The sequence below is a fragment of the Stenotrophomonas sp. YJH_SMC_65 genome (assembly GCF_059369475.1).
In genome coordinates this window covers 1-17,857 of the sequence record NZ_JCAFSR010000017.1, presented here as the reverse complement: position 1 = coordinate 17,857, position 17,857 = coordinate 1, and the positions used below count along the sequence as shown (strand labels likewise).

The 17,857-nt window shown below is 68.3% G+C and carries 21 protein-coding genes; all 21 read right to left on the bottom strand.

Going from position 1 to position 17,857, the window contains the following annotated elements; genetic code table 11:
• Position 1 precedes the first annotated feature (1 nt).
• Positions 2-421: a flagellar biosynthetic protein FliO gene (gene fliO, locus AC5P7A_RS20915; RefSeq protein ID WP_014037105.1), complete on the bottom strand. Its 420-nt coding sequence runs from the start codon at positions 419-421 to the stop codon at positions 2-4.
• Entirely contained in the window at positions 418-753 is a 336-nt protein-coding gene (gene fliN, locus AC5P7A_RS20910) for a flagellar motor switch protein FliN (RefSeq protein ID WP_005409543.1), read from the bottom strand. Before fliN ends, fliO begins: the two co-directional genes overlap by 4 nt.
• Positions 750-1,754, bottom strand: coding sequence for a flagellar motor switch protein FliM (gene fliM, locus AC5P7A_RS20905; protein WP_014647040.1), 1,005 nt, complete (start codon positions 1,752-1,754; stop codon positions 750-752). Before fliM ends, fliN begins: the two co-directional genes overlap by 4 nt.
• Before the next feature lie 10 nt (positions 1,755-1,764).
• Complete coding sequence (locus AC5P7A_RS20900) at positions 1,765-2,280, bottom strand: flagellar basal body-associated FliL family protein (RefSeq protein WP_049441913.1); 516 nt, start codon at positions 2,278-2,280, stop codon at positions 1,765-1,767.
• A gap of 192 nt (positions 2,281-2,472) precedes the next feature.
• A complete protein-coding gene (locus tag AC5P7A_RS20895) occupies positions 2,473-3,642 on the bottom strand; it encodes a flagellar hook-length control protein FliK (protein WP_126412101.1) in 1,170 nt (389 codons plus the stop codon).
• Positions 3,642-4,109: a flagellar export protein FliJ gene (gene fliJ, locus AC5P7A_RS20890; protein WP_049441916.1), complete on the bottom strand. Its 468-nt coding sequence runs from the start codon at positions 4,107-4,109 to the stop codon at positions 3,642-3,644. The genes AC5P7A_RS20895 and fliJ overlap by 1 nt, the downstream gene beginning before the upstream one ends.
• Positions 4,110-4,112: 3 nt before the next feature.
• Positions 4,113-5,498 (bottom strand): FliI/YscN family ATPase, encoded by a 1,386-nt coding sequence (locus AC5P7A_RS20885; protein WP_014647044.1) that lies wholly within the window; start codon positions 5,496-5,498, stop codon positions 4,113-4,115.
• Positions 5,495-6,136, bottom strand: a complete 642-nt coding sequence (locus AC5P7A_RS20880; RefSeq protein WP_014647045.1) for a FliH/SctL family protein — start codon at positions 6,134-6,136, stop codon at positions 5,495-5,497. Before AC5P7A_RS20880 ends, AC5P7A_RS20885 begins: the two co-directional genes overlap by 4 nt.
• Complete coding sequence (gene fliG / locus AC5P7A_RS20875; RefSeq protein ID WP_024958226.1) at positions 6,133-7,119, bottom strand: flagellar motor switch protein FliG; 987 nt, start codon at positions 7,117-7,119, stop codon at positions 6,133-6,135. The genes AC5P7A_RS20880 and fliG overlap by 4 nt, the downstream gene beginning before the upstream one ends.
• A 7-nt stretch (positions 7,120-7,126) precedes the next feature.
• The gene (gene fliF / locus AC5P7A_RS20870; protein ID WP_014647047.1) at positions 7,127-8,773 is read right to left on the bottom strand and encodes a flagellar basal-body MS-ring/collar protein FliF; all 1,647 of its coding nucleotides are present in this window, start codon (positions 8,771-8,773) and stop codon (positions 7,127-7,129) included.
• A gap of 13 nt (positions 8,774-8,786) precedes the next feature.
• The gene (fliE, locus tag AC5P7A_RS20865; RefSeq protein ID WP_014037113.1) at positions 8,787-9,152 is read right to left on the bottom strand and encodes a flagellar hook-basal body complex protein FliE; all 366 of its coding nucleotides are present in this window, start codon (positions 9,150-9,152) and stop codon (positions 8,787-8,789) included.
• 337 nt (positions 9,153-9,489) lie between these two features.
• Entirely contained in the window at positions 9,490-9,906 is a 417-nt protein-coding gene (locus AC5P7A_RS20860; RefSeq protein WP_495220567.1) for a hypothetical protein, read from the bottom strand.
• Between the two features lie 196 nt (positions 9,907-10,102).
• Positions 10,103-11,608, bottom strand: coding sequence for a sigma-54 dependent transcriptional regulator (locus AC5P7A_RS20855; RefSeq protein WP_495220566.1), 1,506 nt, complete (start codon positions 11,606-11,608; stop codon positions 10,103-10,105).
• Complete coding sequence (locus AC5P7A_RS20850; protein ID WP_005409556.1) at positions 11,605-11,982, bottom strand: response regulator; 378 nt, start codon at positions 11,980-11,982, stop codon at positions 11,605-11,607. The genes AC5P7A_RS20855 and AC5P7A_RS20850 overlap by 4 nt, the downstream gene beginning before the upstream one ends.
• Positions 11,983-11,996: 14 nt before the next feature.
• On the bottom strand, positions 11,997-13,406 hold the full coding sequence (gene rpoN, locus AC5P7A_RS20845) for an RNA polymerase factor sigma-54 (RefSeq protein ID WP_481452418.1): 1,410 nt from the start codon (positions 13,404-13,406) through the stop codon (positions 11,997-11,999).
• Between the two features lie 321 nt (positions 13,407-13,727).
• Positions 13,728-14,360 carry a response regulator gene (locus AC5P7A_RS20840; protein WP_032959406.1) on the bottom strand — a complete coding sequence of 211 codons (633 nt, stop codon included), beginning with the start codon at positions 14,358-14,360 and terminating at the stop codon, positions 13,728-13,730.
• Between the two features lie 92 nt (positions 14,361-14,452).
• On the bottom strand, positions 14,453-15,031 hold the full coding sequence (locus AC5P7A_RS20835; protein ID WP_049466167.1) for a PilZ domain-containing protein: 579 nt from the start codon (positions 15,029-15,031) through the stop codon (positions 14,453-14,455).
• Positions 15,028-15,321, bottom strand: coding sequence for a hypothetical protein (locus AC5P7A_RS20830; RefSeq protein ID WP_495220565.1), 294 nt, complete (start codon positions 15,319-15,321; stop codon positions 15,028-15,030). Before AC5P7A_RS20830 ends, AC5P7A_RS20835 begins: the two co-directional genes overlap by 4 nt.
• On the bottom strand, positions 15,318-15,734 hold the full coding sequence (fliS, locus tag AC5P7A_RS20825) for a flagellar export chaperone FliS (RefSeq protein WP_005416447.1): 417 nt from the start codon (positions 15,732-15,734) through the stop codon (positions 15,318-15,320). Before fliS ends, AC5P7A_RS20830 begins: the two co-directional genes overlap by 4 nt.
• 128 nt (positions 15,735-15,862) lie before the next feature.
• Positions 15,863-17,278 carry a flagellar filament capping protein FliD gene (fliD, locus tag AC5P7A_RS20820; RefSeq protein WP_014647054.1) on the bottom strand — a complete coding sequence of 472 codons (1,416 nt, stop codon included), beginning with the start codon at positions 17,276-17,278 and terminating at the stop codon, positions 15,863-15,865.
• A 441-nt stretch (positions 17,279-17,719) separates the two neighbouring features.
• Positions 17,720-17,857, bottom strand: a 138-nt coding sequence (locus AC5P7A_RS20815) for a flagellin (RefSeq protein WP_279923195.1), incomplete at its 5' end; no start/stop codon positions are given.

Genomic DNA, 17,857 nt, shown 5'->3' with positions numbered 1-17,857 from the left:
GTCAGGGGTCCTTGCGCAGCCGCTGCTGCAGCAGCTGGGCGAAATTCGGCAGGTTCTTGAAATCCGGCACGCGCACCGGCGCCGGTGGCGGCAACGGTTCGGGCAGGGTATGCAGGGTGTTGATGCCGCCGGCAGTGACGCCCAGCAGCAATTGCTGGCCGTTGACCTCCACCACCACCACGCGCTCCTTGGCGCCGACGCTGAGGCTGGCCACCAGCTTCATGCCTTCGGCCGGGCGGAAGCCGCTGCCGGGCATGCGCTTGAGCAGCCAGCCCAGGCCGATCACCAGCGCCAGCACCGCCAGCAGCGCCAGCACCGCACCGAACAGGCTGGGTGCGGCGGCCGCGTGCTGGCCGACCTGCGGGCCGATCGGCGCTGCGGTCTTGCCGACCGCCAGCAGGGTGGAGGCCAGCAGGCTCAACGCAGTCTCCGGATCCGCTCGCTCGGGCTGACCACGTCGGTCAGGCGCACGCCGAAGCGGTCATTGATCACCACCACTTCGCCGTGGGCGATCAGGGTGCCGTTGACGAACACGTCCAGCGATTCGCCGGCACCGCGCTCCAGTTCCACCACTGAACCCTGGTTGAGCTGCAGCAGGTTGCGGATCGGCAGGCGGGCACGACCGACTTCCAGCGACAGGGTCACCGGCACATCGAGGATCACGTCCAGGTTCAGGTCCGGACCGTTGGCCTCGTCGGCCTGCAGGCTGCTGAACTGGGCCGGGGTCGGTTCGAGGGCGTCGATATCGTTCATTGCGGGTCTTCCTGGATGACGGGTACGCGCGGGCGGGTGCCCGGCGGATGGGTAGCGGTGATCTTCACGGCGTTCATGCCGTTGGCGATGCCGAACTCGCCGGTGAACACAGGGATGTTCTCCACGCACAGCGGCACCTGCGGGCTCAGCTCGATCGGCAGGATGTCGCCGACCTTCAACTGGGTCAGGTCGCGCAGGGTCATGCGCTTGCTGGCCAGTACGCTGGACAGGGTGACTTCGGCGATGTTGAGCTGCTCGCGCAGGGTCTTGCCCCAGCTCTCGTCGCGGTCGTTGCGGTCGCTCTGGATGCCGGCGTCGAGCAGTTCGCGGATCGGTTCCAGCATCGAGTAGGGCAGGGTGACGTGGATGTCACCGCCGCCGCCGTCGAGCTCGACGTGCAGGCGGCACACCACCACGTACTCGCGCGGGGTCACGATGTTGGCGAAATGCGGGTTGATCTCCGAGTTGATGTACTCGAAGTCGACGTCCATCACCGGTGCCCACGCTTCGCGCAGGTCGGCGAAGGTCTGCTTCAGCAGCAGGTGGATCACCCGCATTTCGGTGGCCGTGAATTCGCGGCCCTCGATGCGGGTCGGGTAGCGCCCGTCGCCGCCGAAGAAGTTGTCGACGATGGCGAACACCAGGGTCGGCTCGAACACGATCAGGCCGGTACCGCGCAGCGGCTTGAAGCGGATCAGGTTCAGGTTGGTCGGCACATACAGCGAGTGCATGTAGTCGTTGAACTTGATCAGTTCGATGCCGCGCACCGACAGCTCGGCCGAGCGCCGGATCAGATTGAACAGGCCGATCCGCCACAGGCGCGCGAAGCGCTCGTGGACCATTTCCAGGGTCGGCATGCGACCACGGATGATGCGGTCCTGGCTGGCGAAGTCGTACGAGCGCGCTTCGCCTGACGGGGGTTCCGCATCGGTCTCGACCGCGCCGCTGTCCACGCCGTGGAGCAGGGCATCGATCTCGTCCTGGGACAGCAGATCATTCATCGGGGGGGCCTTACTGGGTCACGAAGCTGGTGAACAGCAGATCGTCGGCGCCGTTGCTGCCGGTCTCGGCCTTGAGCACCTTCTGCACCTCGGCCAGCGAACTGGCCTGCAGCTTCTGCTTGCCGGCGACATCGGCGATCTGGTCCGGGCTGACCTGCGAGAACAGCATCAGCAGGCGCGCGCGGATGGCCGGGGCATGGGTCTTGATCGCTTCCAGCGCGGCCGGGTCGCGGGTCATCAGCTGGACCTCCAGCTGCAGGTAGCGCGGGCCGTCGACCGGGCCATTGAGGTTGACCACGAACGCCGGGTCCAGCGCGAAGTACTGTGCCGGGGCCGGGGTCGCGCTCTTCTTGGGCGCCTGCGCGGTCTTCTCTTCGTGCTTGGACTGGGTGAAGAACCACACGCCGCCACCAGCGGCAGCGGCGGCCAGTACGGCCACCAGTGCGGTGATCAGGATCGGACTACGCGGCTTGGCGGCCTTGTCCTTCTCGGCGGTCTTCTTGGTTTTGTCAGCGGCTGCGGCCACGGGGTGAAGCTCCTGAGGGTTGCTTCACCGGGATATGCAAGGGGTGTGCCGAAGGCCGGGCCCGCAGGGTGCGACGGAATTCCGTCGGGGTGCAGGTAGGGCCGTGCGGAGCAAGCTCAGCACCCACCAACGCAATACGGGGAGGTGCCAACCGCCTGCCCTGGTGGGTGCCAACCTTGGTTGGCACACCTGTCAGGCGTAGGCGTCCAGCAAGCCGCGCTGGCGGATCAACTGCGCGGACGACACGCTGGCATCGCCCGGCGTCGGTTCTCCGTCGCCGGTCATGCCGCCGCCACCGGGTTGTCCCGACGCATTGCCGTCACCACCAGACGCGTGGTGGCCGACATCGGCGTGAGCCAGCTGGAAGCCCTGTTCGCCCAGCAGCTCGCGCAGGCGCGGCAGGCTGCTTTCCAGTGCCTGGCGCACGTCCACGTGCGGGCTGCTGAAGCTGGCATGCACCTTGTCGCCGTTCAACTGCAGGCGCACGTCGACCGGCCCCATGTCGTCCGGGCTCAGGCGGATGTGGGCATGGCCGATCTTCTGGTCGGCCAGCCAGCCCAGGCGTGCGCCGATGGCCTGGTCGAAGCCATCGTCACCCAGCACGGGCTTGGGCGTGGGTTCGCCATTGAAGATCGCGTTGCCGGTGGCGAGCGCCGCCTTCAGGTCCTGCACGGCGGCGGCTGCCGGTGCGTGCAGCAACGGTGTATTTGCGCGGTCGCCAACGGCGGCCACGTCACTGCCTTCGCCGCGCTCGCTGCGCTTGCCGGGCAGGATCATCGCCGGCAATGGCAGCGCGGTGGCATCCTCCGCGCTGGTCGCCGCCGGTTTGCCGTCGGCCGCCACGGGGGCTGCGGTTGCCGCTGCCGGCGCGGCTGCAGGCAGTGTCGGGGTCGCGGCGGGGGCAGTGGTGGATAGCGCCGTACCGTCGCTGGCCAGTGACGGTGCAGCGCTGCCCGCCAGAGCGACGGCCGGATCGGCAGGCGTCGGCATCGCCAGCACCAGGCCGGCCAGGCCGATCGGTGGCCACGGGGCGTCCTCGGTCGCGGCGGGCTTGTCCTTGTCGGTGCCGGGTCCAGCCGGGGGCAGGGCAACGGGCGGTAGCGGCGGCGTTTCGGCAGTTGCCGCTTCCGCGTCCGCGCTGCGTTCGCCCGGTGCCTGGCCATTGCTGTCGGCGGTCGATGGCTGGCTGGGCGTGGACGGCGTCGGTGTGGTAGCGCTGCCGGCAGGCGCGGGCGCGGAGGGCGCACCGCCCTGCAGCAGCTGGCTGAAGTCCTTTGCGCCTTCGCTGCGCGCGGCGCGTGCGGCACTGTTGCTGGTGGCGGGCGTGGCCGGGTTGGCGCTGCTGGCGAGCGGGGCGGGCATCACGGGCGGCCTCCCTGCTCGGAGCCGTCCTGGTCTTCGGCCTGCACCAGGCGCGCGCGCCGCGCGCCAATGTCGTCCATCTCGCGCTGGTCGCGGCGGTCGGTCACCACCTTTTCCTGCGCGCGGTAGCTGGCGGCCAGCTGCTCCAGCACCGCCTTGTCACGGCTGGCCAGGATCAGCCGCGCGCGCTCGGCCTCCACTTTTTCGCGGTTGCCGTTGACCGTGGCCTGCTGCTGCTCGACCGCACTGTCCAGGCGATCAAGGAAGGCGCGGCGGTTCAGCAGCTGTGCCGGGCTGGTCGCTGCCATCTGGGCGTTGGCGTACTCCTCGGCATAGCGGCGCAGTTCGTCCAGGCGCGACAGATGGGTGTCGAGCACGCGCTGGCGTTCGGCCAGGTCGCGGGCGACCGCGTCCTCGTGTTCCTGGGCCCGCTTGAGCAGGGGATCGATGCGCTTGGACTGGTTCATGGCTTAACTCTCTTGTTCCACCAGGCGCTGCAGCGCCGCCTGGCTGTGCGGGAGATCTGCGGCCTTGGCAACGTCCTGGCCGAGGAACTCCATGATTTCCGGCCAGCGTTCCAGGGCTTCGTCGGTGGCCGCGTCGTTACCACGCTGGTAGGCACCGATCGCGATCAGGTCACGGTTGGCCGAGTAGGCCGAGACCAGTCGCTTCAACTTGCGGATGCGCAGGCGCCACGGCTCGTCGGCGATTTCCGTGACCACGCGGCTGACCGACGATTCGACGTCGATGGCCGGGTACAGGCCGCTGTCGGCCACCCGGCGCGAGAGCAGGATGTGGCCGTCGAGGATCGCGCGTGCGGCGTCGGCGATCGGATCCTGCGGATCATCGCCTTCGGTCAGTACGGTGTAGAACGCGGTGATCGAGCCGCGGCCCTTTGCGCCGTTGCCAGCGCGTTCGACCAGCGCCGGCAGCTTGGCGAACACCGAGGGCGGGTAACCGCGGGTGGTCGGTGGTTCACCGACCGACAAGCCGATCTCGCGCTGCGCCTGGGCGAAGCGGGTCAGCGAGTCCATCAGCAGCAGCACGTTCAGGCCCTGGTCGCGGAACCACTCGGCGATGGCGGTGGCACGGTAGGCACCGTGCAGGCGCGCCAAGGGTGGCCGGTCGGCGGGGCTGGCCACCACCACGGCGCGGCGCAGGCCTTCCTCGCCCAGCGTGGTCTCGACGAAATCGCGTACTTCGCGGCCTCGTTCACCAATCAGGCCGACCACGATCACGTCGGCAGCGGTGTAGCGGGTCATCATGCCCAGCAGCGTCGACTTGCCGACGCCGGAACCGGCGAACAGGCCGACACGCTGGCCGCGGCCGATCGGCAACAGCGCGTTGATCGCGCGCACGCCCACGTCCAGCGGCTGGGTGATCGGTTCACGCGCCAACGGATTGATCGACACGCCGGCCATGCCGACATGCCCTTCTGCGCGGATCGGGCCCTTGCCATCCAGCGGCACGCCGTCGCTGTCGATGACGCGGCCGAGCAGGCCTTCACCCACTTCCACGCCGCCACGCCGCGCCGACGGTACCACGCGGGCGTTGGGCAGCAGGCCGTGCAGTTCGGCGCTGGGCATCAGGTAGGTGCGCTCACCGGCAAAGCCGACCACTTCGGCATCGACCCAGCCACCATCGACCACTTCCACCTTGCAGCTGGCGCCCAGCGGCGCCTCGCAGCCGACCGCTTCCAGGGTGAGCCCGACCGCGCGGCGCAGCACGCCCTCGCGGATCAGCCCACGGCCATGCGCGGTATCCACGCGCAGGCCGTCCAGGCGCCGGGCCAGGCGCAGGTTGCGGGCCACGGCCCAGTCGGCCGGCGGTGGCGTCGTTTGCGGTGCGGCGCTCATGCCGTCGCCCCGGTCTGGCGGATCACCGCATCCAGCGCACCGCGCAGGCGGGCCTCCAGGGTGCCGTCGATGCGTACGGCTTCGGCGTGCACGCGCAGGTCGCCACGGCTGAGGCTGGTATCCGGTACCAGGCGCTGCGCCGGCGACAGGTTCAGCAGCGGGGCAAGCGCGGCGATGTCATCCGGGTGCAGCCGCACTTCCACCTCGCGGGTGCTGCCGCCCACGGCGTCAATCGCTTCGCCGACCAGCTGCGCCAGCAGTGCCGGCTCGGCCTCGTAGGCGCGGCCGACCAGCGCGCCGGCGATGCGCACCGCCAGTTCACCAAGGGCGCCGACCACTTCGTTCTCCAGCCGCACCAGCGGCCGGCTGAAGTTGTCGAGGATGCCTTCGATCTGCGCGGCGAGGCGACGCACCTCCGCCTGGCCCTGGCCGTACCCTTCGGCATGGCCCTGATCGAATCCTTCCTTCTCCGCGCTGTCCTGGATCGCCTGGATTTCCTCCAGGGTCGGCAGCTGCAGCGGCGGCTCCGGTTCGTGTTCCGGGTCCGGCTCGGTGAGTTCGAACGCGTCCTCCTGCTCCAGCGCCGGTTCGGGCTGGGCCAGCAGGTCCGGGGCAAGCCAGCGCACGACGTTGCTCACAGCATGGCCTCCGCGCTGCCGCCGATGGTGACGGTGCCTTCATCGGCCATGCGCTTGACGATGGCCAGGATCTCGCGCTGCGCGCCTTCCACGTCGGACAGGCGCACCGGCCCGCGGGCTTCCATGTCTTCCAGCAGGATCTCGGCCGCGCGCTGCGACATGTTGCGGGTGATCTTGTCGCGCACCTTGATGTCGGCGCCGCGCAGGGCCAGGCCCAGGCGCTCGCCGCTCACCTCGCGCAGCACCAGCTGCATCTCGCGGTCGTCCAGGTCGACCAGATCGTCGAACACGAACATCAGGTCCTGGATGCGGTTGCTCAACGGCGCATCGATGCGGGCGATTTCGCCCAGGATCGCCTGGTCCTGGCCGCTGTCCATGAAGTTCAGGATGTTGGCCGCGCACTGCACGCCACCGATGTTCGACGACTTCAGGTTCTGGTTGCCGGCGAACTGGCGCTCCATGATCTCGTTGAGTTCATTGAGCGCGTTCGGCGGAATGCCGTCGAGGGTAGCGATGCGCAGCAGCACGTCCACGCGGGTACGGTCCGGCAGCAGCTTCAGCGCGTCGGCGGCCTGGTCGGTTTCCAGGTGCGCCATCACGATGGCGATGATCTGCGGGTGCTCGTTGCGCACCAGGTCGGCCACCGCACGCGGGTCCATCCACTTCAGCGCGTCCAGGCCGGTGGTGTTGCGGCCGAGCAGGATGCGGTCGATCAGGTTGCCGGCCTTCTCGCTGCCCAGCGCCTGCACCAGCATGTTGCGGATGTAGTCGTCCGAGCCAACGCCGAGTGAGGTCTTCGAGCCCAGCTCCTGGCCGAACTGGTCCATCACCCGTTCCACCTGCTCGCGGGTGATGTCGGTCATGGTGGCCATGGCGATGCCGATTTTCTGCACCTCCTTGGGTTCCATGTGGCGCAGCACTTCGGCCGCGTCCAGCTCACCCAGCGAAAGCAGCAGTACGGCGGCGCGCTGCACGCCAGTCAGTGCGGCCTCAGTCATTTGCCACCCAACCCTTGACCACCTGGGCCACGCGCTTGGAGTCGGTCTTCACGGCTTCACGCGCCATCCGCAATCGTTCCTCATATGAATCCACCGGCAGGGCCAGTGCTTCCGGCCCGCCCAGGCTGGCCCGGTCAGCGCCCAGCGCCGGCAGCGGCATGCCATCGTCATCGACCAGCTGCACGTCCGCGGTATGCGGCTCGAGTGCCTGTTCGTCATTCTTCCTGCTCTGGCCGGTGATCGCGCGCAGCGCCGGACGCAGCACGCCGAACAGCAGCGCCAGCACCACCACCGCGCCAAGCAGCATGCGGCCGGCATCGTGCACCCACGGCAGCTCCCACCACGACGGGCCTTCGACCGGCGTGGTGTCACGCACGAACGGGGCATTCATCACCGACACGGTGTCGCCACGCTCGGCGTTGAAGCCGACGGCCTGCTTGACCAGCGCTTCGACGCGGGTCAGTTCGGCAGCCGACAGCGGCTGCGGGCTCATCTTGCCGTTGGCGCCGGCGCGCGGCACGTTGTCCACCAGCACCGCCACCGAGACGCGCTTGATGCGGCCGGCCGGCTGGCGGGTGTGCTGCAGGGTGCGGTCCAGCTCGTAGTTGCGGGTCGCGTTCTTGCTGCTTTCGGTCGGGGCCTGCGCGGTGGCCGGTGCGGCCTGCTGGCCCGGCGGGCTGTTGCTGGTCGCACCCGGCACGCCCTGCGGGCCCGGCGTGCTGGTGGTGTTCTCGCTCATCTGCTCGCTGCGCAGCTTCTGCGGCTCGCCGTTGTAGAGCTCGCGGGCTTCCTCGGTCACCGAGAAATCCATGTCCACGCTCACTTCCGGGTTGACGCGGCCGGGGCCAGTCATCGGTTCCAGCAGTTCGCGGATGCGCTGGTTGAACGAAGTTTCCTGGCGGCGCACCTGCTCGAACTGGGCCGCGTTGACCGCCGCCTCGCTGTTCGGGTCGGTGATGCTGAGCATGCGCCCGCTCTGGTCGACCACGGTCACCCGTTCCGGCGCGAGGTCCGGAATGCTGGCGGCGACCATGTGCACGATGGCATCGACCTGGCTGCGTTCCAGCTGCTGGCCGCCACGCAGTTCCAGGGTGACCGAGGCGCTGGCCACGTCACGCTGGCGGGTGAACGCGCTGGGCTTGGGAATGGCCAGGTGCACGCGCGAATCGCGCACCGGGCGCAGCGTGTTGATGGTGCGCGACAGCTCGGTTTCCAGCGCGTGCTGGTAGCGCGCGCTTTCCACGAACTGGCTGACACCAAAGCCCGGGTCGCGTTCCATCAGCTCGAAGCCCAGCTTGCCGCTGTCGGTCAGGCCGGAGCCGGCGAGCTTCAGGCGGGCATCGTGCAGGTTCTTTTCCGGCACGGTGATGCCACCGGTGGCCGGGTCGAGCGCGAACGGAATCTGCGCGGCGCGCAGCAGGTCGGTCGCTTCAGCGGTCGCCTTCTGGTCCAGGCCGGTGTACAGCGGGACCATGCCCGGCTTCTGTGACCAGAAGAACACGGACAGGCCTGCCGCCACCGCCACCGCGATCATCGCCATCAGGCCCAGCCGACGGGTGATCTGCAGACTCTGCAGGCGGTCGAACCATTGCCCGGCCTTCTCGGCGTTCAGGCTGTCCTTGGAGAGCGTCAGTGCCATGCGTCAACGTTCCTTACAGCGGCATGTTCATCACGTCCTGGTAGGCCTGGACGAGACGGTTGCGGACTTCCACGGTGGCGCGGAAGGCGATCTGGGACTGCTGCGAGGCGACCATCACCTTGGCCAGGTCGGCGCTGGGGTCGCCCATTTCGAAGGCCTTGGCGAGGGCGCCGGATTTCTGCTGCGCGTCGTTGACGCCGGCAATCGCACCACGCAGGGTTTCGGTGAAGCTGGCCGGCTGCACCTGCGGCGCATCCAGCACCGTGCCCGGCAGGGCATTGCTGCGCGGCGTTTCGCCCAGCGGGTTGAGCGCCGGCTGTCCCATCTGGGTCTGATAGGAGCGGATCTGCGAAAGGATCGAAGTGACGGAGTGGGACATCTGCAACGGTTCCAGAAACAGGGATGGGGTTGTCTGCTGGAGCCAGTGCAAGTGCCGTGCCGAAACCGGTTTTCGATTCAGTGAAGTGAGGGTGTGGGGTGGGTGTGTGGTGGCAGGGCTGCGCCCTGCACCCGCCGACGCCACGTCAACATCAACGTCAAAATCGGGCTATGCGTGGGGTGGCGGGCTGGGTCCGGCGGCAGGTGGCCGCGATCTGTTGGAACCAGCTGCTGATGGTGGGTGCCGACCGTTGGTCGGCACGGGGTCGGATCCCGTTGCAACGCAACGGGCTCTGACCCCATTGGCGGCGCCATTTAACCGGCGTCGGTTTTCTGGCCTATGGCTGCAGGGTCCATCGGCCGGAATTCTGGCGCTGGCGCGGTGCGATGGGGCCGTCATGCTGGGTGTAGATGAAACGGCCCTGGCGGTCGCTCTGGCAGGTCAGCAGCAGGGTGTAGTGGGCGGGGCCGGCCGGGTGGGCCTCGGTCATCTGGATTTCCGCGATATGCGGGGCCAGGCGCTGGTAGCGGTAGCTGCCGCCGATGCGGAGGTCGGTGCCGAGGATGTCCAGCACGTACTGGCTGCCAGCAAAGCTGAGCTGCACCATGCGTCCGGCGTTGGGGTTGTCCGGCGCGTACAACGGGTCGCTGAGGTTGGTGAACTGGCGTTGGTCGAGCGCGGCGGGCAGGGTGCAGTTGGCCGCGGTGGCCAGGGCCGGGGAGAGCAGGACGGCGAGCAGGATCAGGTGATGCATGGTGGGACCTCCTTGGGGTGTCCCTGCCATGCTCCGCAGTGCGGCCGCGTTGTTTCTGGGAAAACGTGCAAATGCAGTAGGGTCAGATCCCTTTCCTGGGGAAAGGGATCTGACCCCCGGTCGACCGCGGGCGCCAGAAACACCAACGCCCGGGCAAGCCCAGGCGTTCGTGCCCCCTTCATGCGGGTCGCGCGCTTCAGCCGGCCAGTTCGGCCTGCTCGCGCTCGATGCCGTACTTGCGCAGCTTTTCCACCAGGGTGGTGCGGCGCAGGCCAAGCAGCTGGGCGGCGTGGGCGACCACGCCCTGGGTGCGTTCCAGTGCTTCGTTGATCAGCCCCAGTTCGATGTTGGCCATGTGGTTGCGCAGGTCCAGACCGTCGTCGGGCAGTGCCGCCGGGGCGGCTGCGCGATTGACGGCGATGCCGTGCTCCAGCGCCGGCTGGTTGCCGCTGCCGGGCGTGTGGAACGAGAAGCTGCGCAGGTCCAGGCGTTCTTCGCTGGCAACCGGAGCTGCCGGCACCGCTGCGGCCACCGCTGCCAGCGCGGCATCGCCACGATAGCGGGCCGGCAGGTCCTGCACGCGCACCGAACCACCCGGATGCAGCACGGCCAGGCGCTCGACCAGGTTGGTCAGCTCGCGCACGTTGCCCGGCCATTCGTAGCTGGACAGCGCCTGCAGCGCTTCGGGAGTGAAGCGCACTTCGCCACGGCCGGTGCGGGCCAGCTGCGCGGCGATGGTTTCCACCAGCGCCGGCAGGTCCTCGCGGCGCTCGCGCAGCGCGGGCACGTCGATCGGGAACACGTTGAGGCGGTAGAACAGATCCTCGCGGAACTTGCCCTCGGCGATGCGGGTCTCCAGGTCGCGGTGGGTCGCGGCCACCACGCGCACGTTGCAGCGGATGGTCTGGTTGCCACCGACGCGCTCGAAGCTGCGTTCCTGCAGCACGCGCAGCAGCTTCACCTGCATCGGCAGGCTCATGTCGCCGATTTCGTCGAGCAGCAGGGTGCCGCCCTCGGCCATTTCGAAACGGCCCTTGCGCGCGGTCAGTGCGCCAGTGAAGGCACCCTTTTCGTGGCCGAACAGTTCGCTTTCCAGCAGGTCGGCCGGAATGGCGCCGCAGTTGATTGCCACGAACGGGCCATCGCGGCGCGGCGAGCGCTGGTGGATCGCGCGTGACACCACTTCCTTGCCGGTACCGGATTCACCCAGCACCAGCACGGTGGTATCGAACGCGGCCACCTGTTCGATCATGGTGCGCAGCGCGGTGACCGCCGGGCCGTTGCCGGTCGGGCCCTGGTCCTGCGCGGCACCGGCCTGGTGCTCGGCGTCCAGGCGCTTGAGGCTGGCACGGCGCAGCAGGGCCTCCATCTGCGCATGGCGCAGCGGCGTTTCCAGCGGCCAGATGTTGGCTTCGTGCAGGCCGTGCTGCTGGGCAAACGCAGCGGCATCACCGTCGGCCAGCAGCACCGGCGGCGGCAGGCTGCTGCCGCCCAGCCAGTGGTACAGCGCGGTACTGGCAGCGCTGTCGTCCAGGCTGCCGACGATCACCGCCATCCAGTCGTTCTGGCGCTGGCGGCCCAGGTCGAAGTCGGCTGCGTCGGACACCCAGCGCGGGTTGAAGTCCATGAATTCCAGCAGGGCAACGGTGCGCTCTGCGCGCACGGCGTCGTTGTCCAGCACCAGGATGCGCGATTCGCTCACGACTGTTCCTCCCTGAGGCCTTCCAGGATCGGCATGACTTCCTGGATGTAGGACAGCTTGCTGACAAAGTTGTCGGCGCCGGCGCGCAGCGCGTGTTCGCGGTGCTCGGCGTCGTCGAAGTGGCTGGCGATCACGATGTACGGCGCATCGTCCTGCGACTTGATCAGGCGGGTGGCCTGCAGGCCCCCCATTTCCGGCATGGCCAGATCCATCAGCACCACCTGCGGGCGCAGCGTTTCCGAGCGCTCGATCGCTTCCAGGCCGTTGCCGGCGCTGCCGACGATCTGCAGCCAGTCGATCTTGCGGAAATGGCGCATCGCCGCGTTGATGAAGCCCTCGTGGTCATCGACCAGCAGGACCGTGAGCTTGTTCATGTCCAACATCCTTTTCAGCCCACCCGGGCCAGCTGGGGTTGCCTGGCGCTGAGCCGGCGCCGTTCGCGGGCCGGGGCGATATCCAGTTGTTCTCGGTATTTTGCGACGGTTCGGCGCGCAATGTTCACCCCCTGGCGCGACAGCAGGCCGGCAATGGCCTCATCGGCCAGCGGGCGGCCGGCCGGTTCGGCGTCGATCAGGCGGCGGACCATGGCCTTCACCGCCTGGCCGGAGACGCTGGCGCCTTCCAGGCGCACGGCGAAGAAGTGCTTCAGTTCGAAGGTGCCGCGCGGGGTCTGCAGGAACTTGCCGGTGGTGATGCGCGAGACGGTGGACTCGTGCATGCCGATCTCCTCGGCCACTTCCTTCAGGGTCAACGGCGCCATGGCCTCTTCGCCACGGACCAGGAAGGCGGCCTGGCGCTCGACGATCACCCGCGCGGTGCGCAGCAGGGTGTCGTAGCGCATCGACAGGCCGCGGCTGAACCAGCGCGCCTCCTGCAGCATTTCGCGCAGTGCCGGGGCGGCGTCGCTGGTCTCGGCCAGGGCCTGTTCGTACTGGCTGTTGATCGACACGCGGCGGCTGGTGGCCGGGTTCAGTGCGACCTTCCACTGCCCATCAGCGTGCCAGGCGACCACGTCCGGCACCACCACGGCGTTGCGTTCGGGCAGCAGGCTGTCGCCGGGGCGCGGCTGCAGCGAGAGGATCAGGCGCACCGCCTCGCGCACGTCGTCGATCTCGGCGTCGTGCTGGCGGGCGAGGGCGGGGTAGTCGTGGGCCGCGAGCGCGTCGAGCGCGCCATCGAGAATGCGTGCGGCCAGGTGGCGGGCCGGCACCACGCCATGCAGGCTGCGCAGCTGCGCCTGCAGGCCTTCGCGCAGGTCCTGCGCGGCCATGCCGGCGGGCTCGCCATGCAGCAGCTGCTGGCGGATGGCTTCCACGCCGTCGGCAGCGATGTCGAACTGGGCGCTGGCCAGCAGCTGCAGCTGGGCCAGCGGCGCCTGCAGGTAGCCGGCTTCATCGCAGTGGTCCAGCCAGAACGCGGCCACCGCCAGCTGATGGTCGTCCATGTCCAGCGCCAGGCGCTGCAGCACGCGCAGCTGCGGGTCGGTCGACTCGCCAGCGGCGATGCGCGCCATGCGATCGTCGTCGCCGTCCTGCCAACTGGCGCCGGCCACGTCCCACATCGACGGCTCGGGCAGTTCGTCAAAGGCGGCGGTATCGAGGGTGGTGGCACTCGCTTCGGTGGCGTCGGCAGCGGGCGCCTCGGCCTCTTCGATCTCCAGCAGCGGGTTGGAGTCCAGCAGGCGCTGGATTTCCTGCTCCAGGTGCAGGCCATCGAGCTGCAGCAGCCGGATCGACTGCAGCAGTTGCGGGGTGAGGTGGAGTTGCTGGCCCAGCTGGGTCGAGAGTGCAGCCTTCATCGTGGTTCCCCGGCACCGCTCCCCGGCGCCTTGTGGAACGCATCTTGCTTTTGATCCGGCGAGGGCGGAATCGGGGGGTTCCTGATGCATTTCGTGGAACTCCCGACGGGGTGTAGGGGAATTCCCTACACCGACGCGGAAAATTGACGAAATGCGCCGCCAAGTCATTGATTTGTCGTGGCGAAGCCGCTGGGCGCGCGGCGGTCGGGGTACGGATTCCTGTCAGGGAATGTCGGGGTGACGGGATGTCGTCGCCAACGCAGGGTGTCGCGGGGTCAGATCCCTTTCCACGGGAAAGGGATCTGACCCCGATACCGGCGCCTACTCGAGCTCGTGCTGATGGCGTGCGGCCAGCAGCAGCAGGTCATTGGCGCGGCGGCAGCCCAGCGATTCCATCATCCGCGCGCGGTGGGTCTCCACCGTCTTGACGCTGATGCCGAGATCGGCGGCGATTTCCTTGTTGCTCTCGCCCTTGCCGATGCGGCGCAGGATCTCGCGCTGGCGCGGTGAGAGCGCGGCGATGCCGGTGGGTTTCTCGCGGCCCAGCATCGGCGCCAGCATCTTGGCCGAGATCTGCGGGCTCAGGAACACCTGGCCGGCGTGCGCGGCGCGCAGTGCCAGTTCCAGTTCCTGCGGTGCGGCGTCCTTCACCACGAACCCGACCGCGCCACGATCCAGCGCATCGCGCACGTGGGCGGCATCGTCGTGCATGGTCATCATCACCACCCGGGTACCGGGGGCACGCAGGCGGATGTCGCTGAGCGCTTCCAGGCCGGTGCGGCCCGGCAGCGAGAGGTCCATCAGCACCACGTCCGGTGCGTGCTGCAGGGACAGCTGCAGTGCCTGTTCGGCGTTGCTGGCCTCGGCGACGAGCTGCACGTCGGCAAACCCCTGCAGCAGCCGCGCCAGGCCGGCGCGGACAAGGGTGTGATCGTCGACGATGAGAACTCGCACAGGCACGCAGCAGATCCGTGTAGGGGCATCCACCTTAACTTAGCTGAACGGGCGCGCCAAGGGTCGGCCGTGCAGCGCCAAGGGGACGGGTTTCAGCGTGCGCGGCGTGCCTCGGCCACCTGGCGGCGGTGCAGGCGGAACAGGTGCCGCTCCATCGCCATCTCCAGGCCATCGCCCAAGCGCTGGAAGCGCAGCCACAGGAAGTGCCCGCCGCTACCGTCGGCGGCTTCCGCGACGACCTCCACCGGCAGGTCGATGTGGTCGGGCAGCCAGTCGCTGGGCTGCAGGCGCACCACCCCGGCCTGGCCAGGGCTGGCACCGCTGCGCGGACCCAGCTGCAGGCGGATGCCGCGCCGCGACCAGCGCACCGGGCGCAGCGTCAGTTCCTGGCCCTGCTGGCGTACCAGCCGGCCAAGCAGCACCATCGCCAGGTCCAGCTTGGCTTCCAGCCGCTGCAACTGCAGGCTGGCTTCGTTGCGTTCGTCGTGCTCGTCGACGCGGCTGTCCTCGACCAGTGCCAGGCTGCGCAGCAGGCCTTCGGCACTGCTGGTGCGGCCGGCTGCGCTGCCTGCCTGGAACTCGGCCGGCAGCGCCAGTTCGCAGCTGAGCGTTTCGTCGAACAGCTCGCTTTCGGCCGGATGGTGCAGCGACGTGGTCGGCAACTGGGTCATGCCAGCGATTCTGCCTGCAGGTAGGCATGCGCGGCGCGAAGGGAGCGCTGGCCATCGTTCATCTGCGCGGCTACGGCGTCGCGGCGCTGGCGCAGCAGGCCCAGCAGGCTCTGCTGGCGCTCGAACAGGGCGCTCAGCGACGCGTGGTCGGCCGCGGTCAGCGGCTGGCTGAGCAGGGCGTGCAGGGTGCTGTCGTGGCCGTCGAGCAGGCTGTCGGCCCGGTCGAGCGCATCATCGCCCAGCGCCTTCTCGAAGGCATCCAGCTGCGCATGCAGCGCGTGCAGGCTCATGGTGCCACCGCGGCGGGGCGGCGCTGTTCGTGCGGGATCGCGTTCCAGGCGCTGTCGATCTCGCCCAGCAGCTGCAGCGATTCATCCAGCGCGGCGCGATCGTTGTGCAGGTTGGCCTCGGTCAGGCGCTGCAGCACGTAGTCGTACAGCGCAGACAGATTTCCGGCGATCTCGCCACCGGCCTCATGGTCCAGCGAGCCGTTGAGGTGGCCGACGATCGCGCAGACTTCGCCGATCGCCTTGCCCTTGCCGGCCTGGTCACCGCGTTCAAGGCTGGCCAGGGCGCGGCGCACGCGCTCCAGCGCGCCGGCCAGCAGCATCGCCACCAGCTTGTGTGGATCGGCATCGGCGACCGCACTGGTCACCCCCACCTGGCGGTACTGCTCGGCATATTGACGGCTGGAACCGTACATTCGTGATTCTCCTTGCGCGGGGTGCCGTCGGGTGATCGCGGGGACCGGTGCCGACGGCGCGGCGATGATTGCTGTTGCGTCCGTTATCGGTGCATTGCGCGGCAAACTTGAGTGCCGTGCATGTTCCGTCAGCGGTTCAACTGGGCCAGCTGCTGCTGCAGCGCGGTGTTGCTCTGCTGCAGCTTGCCCATCAGGCTGTCCAGCGCCAGGAACTGCTTCTTGTAGCGTTCTTCCACGCTCTTCATGCGCGTGTCGAGGTCCTTGCGGCGCTTGTCGATGTTGTCCAGCGTGGTGTTCAGGCCCTTGGTGCGGGCAACGAAGGCGCCTTCCTTGCCGACCGTGGTGCTGACATAGCCGTCGACCAGCGTGTACAGCTTGCCGGCACCGCCGGTATCACCGGTGATCGCCTGGCGCATCTTCTCCGGCTGGCTGGCCAGTGCGGCGGCGAACTTGGTGGTGTCCAGGATCAGCGTGCCGTCGGCATTGGGATAGCCACGGGTATCCAGGCCGATCGCCTTGGCATCGAGCTTGTCACCGGCCAGGTCCTTGAGCACGCTCGACATCACCGAGCGCAGCTGGCTGGTGGCACCGCGCATCTGCGCATCGCCGGTCAGCGTGGAGGCTTCCTTGGTCTTGGCGTCGTACTTGGTTTCGGTGTTGATCGCCGCCAGTGCAGCGTTGTAGGCGGTGACGAACTCCTGCATCACCTTGGTGGCTGCCGCAGTGTCCGTGCTGATGGTCACCGTGCTGGTGCCCGGCATCTTCAGGTTCAGGGTCAGGCCCGGAACCGCATCGGCCACGGTGTTGCTGGCGCTGACGACCTTCACACCATCGATGGTCAGCTCGGCGTCGGCGGCGGCGGTGTTCTGCTTGAGGCTGTTGACCAGGCCGCCCAGTTTGGCGTCGCTGCCGGCGTATTCGAGCTTGATCGCGTTGGCGGCACCGGTCTTCTCCTGGGCGATCGACAGGTACTGGTTGTCGCCGGAGCTGATCAGGGTGGCCTGCACGCCTTCCTTGCGGCCGGCCGCATCGATCTTGTTGCGGATGGTGGTCAGCGTGTCGCCGTCCTCCACCTCCACGTTCATGGTCTTGGCCTTGTCGCCCACGCCAACGGTCAGCGTCAAGGTTCCGGCAGCAAACGTGTCGGTCTTGGGTACCGAGGTATCGGCGATCAGTTTGTGCGCTGTCGCCAGCGAGGTGACATTGACCACGTGCGTGCCGTTGGAGGCCGCAGCCTTGGTGGTGCCAACGTCATACAGCGCGACCGACGCCGTCAGGATCTCGTCGGTGCCCTTGTCGCCGCCCTTGCTGGCGGTCACCGTGCGCGTGTCGAACGCCGTGGTGGCCTTCAGTGCGGTCAGCGCCGTCTTCAGCTTGTCGAAGGCAGAGGTGATGGTGCCGATCGACGACAACTGCATCTTGGCCTTGGACTGCTGCAGGTTCAGCGCATTGTCGGCGGGCTTGCGGTCAGCTGCGACCAGCTGGTTGACGATGCTGGAAATATCCAGTCCCGAGCCAATGCCACCGTATCCAAAGTCTGCCACGTCGTTTCTCCTGGTATCCGGGCCCGGCCGTCGTGCGGTGGCCCGTCGTCAACGAAAATAGCGGCCTGCGCCGCTGGGTCTTGAGGACTTCGTCGATGCACGTGCCGTGCCAATCGCCTGGCGCGGGTTCTGGCACGCGGGTTGCAGGAGGGCTGGGGCAGGGTGCGGGTAGGTTCACCGCGGGCTGCCGGGAGTCTGCAAAAAGCCCTCCCCCAATGCAGGGGAGGGATCAGGCTACTGACAATCGGGGGGAGACGAAGCCGCCCGGTACGTACAGTCAAAGGTACAGCGCTGAAAGAGAGGTCCGCAGGAGCGGGCGATGCCAAGCCGGTTCGGGAGTGATCCCGGGCCGGGCATGGCCCGCGCCTTCGTGCATCGTGGCTTCCCGGTTGCCGCTACCGTCGGTTCGATCCGACGGTAGCGGCGCCTTCTTGCCGTGGATCAGCGCAGCAGGCTGAGCACGCCCTGCGGCACCTGGTTGGCCTGGGCCAGCATGGCCGTACCGGCCTGCTGCAGGATCTGGGTGCGGGTCAGTTCGGCGGTTTCCTTGGCGAAGTCGGTGTCCTTGATGCGGCTGCG

Excerpts from the sequence above, each read along its gene's own strand:
- fliS (WP_005416447.1), bottom strand. The coding sequence starts at position 15,734 with ATGTACGGTTCCAGCCGTCAATATGCCGAGCAGTACCGCCAGGTGGGG.
- AC5P7A_RS20850 (WP_005409556.1), bottom strand. The coding sequence starts at position 11,982 with ATGAACAAGCTCACGGTCCTGCTGGTCGATGACCACGAGGGCTTCATC.
- fliJ (WP_049441916.1), bottom strand. The coding sequence starts at position 4,109 with ATGAACCAGTCCAAGCGCATCGATCCCCTGCTCAAGCGGGCCCAGGAA.
- fliM (WP_014647040.1), bottom strand. The coding sequence starts at position 1,754 with ATGAATGATCTGCTGTCCCAGGACGAGATCGATGCCCTGCTCCACGGC.
- rpoN (WP_481452418.1), bottom strand. The coding sequence starts at position 13,406 with ATGAAGGCTGCACTCTCGACCCAGCTGGGCCAGCAACTCCACCTCACC.
- AC5P7A_RS20830 (WP_495220565.1), bottom strand. The coding sequence starts at position 15,321 with ATGAGCCTGCACGCGCTGCATGCGCAGCTGGATGCCTTCGAGAAGGCG.
- fliE (WP_014037113.1), bottom strand. The coding sequence starts at position 9,152 with ATGTCCCACTCCGTCACTTCGATCCTTTCGCAGATCCGCTCCTATCAG.
- AC5P7A_RS20835 (WP_049466167.1), bottom strand. The coding sequence starts at position 15,031 with ATGACCCAGTTGCCGACCACGTCGCTGCACCATCCGGCCGAAAGCGAG.
- fliN (WP_005409543.1), bottom strand. The coding sequence starts at position 753 with ATGAACGATATCGACGCCCTCGAACCGACCCCGGCCCAGTTCAGCAGC.
- AC5P7A_RS20885 (WP_014647044.1), bottom strand. The coding sequence starts at position 5,498 with ATGAGCGCCGCACCGCAAACGACGCCACCGCCGGCCGACTGGGCCGTG.
- AC5P7A_RS20860 (WP_495220567.1), bottom strand. The coding sequence starts at position 9,906 with ATGCATCACCTGATCCTGCTCGCCGTCCTGCTCTCCCCGGCCCTGGCC.
- AC5P7A_RS20895 (WP_126412101.1), bottom strand. The coding sequence starts at position 3,642 with ATGCCCGCCCCGCTCGCCAGCAGCGCCAACCCGGCCACGCCCGCCACC.
- fliF (WP_014647047.1), bottom strand. The coding sequence starts at position 8,773 with ATGGCACTGACGCTCTCCAAGGACAGCCTGAACGCCGAGAAGGCCGGG.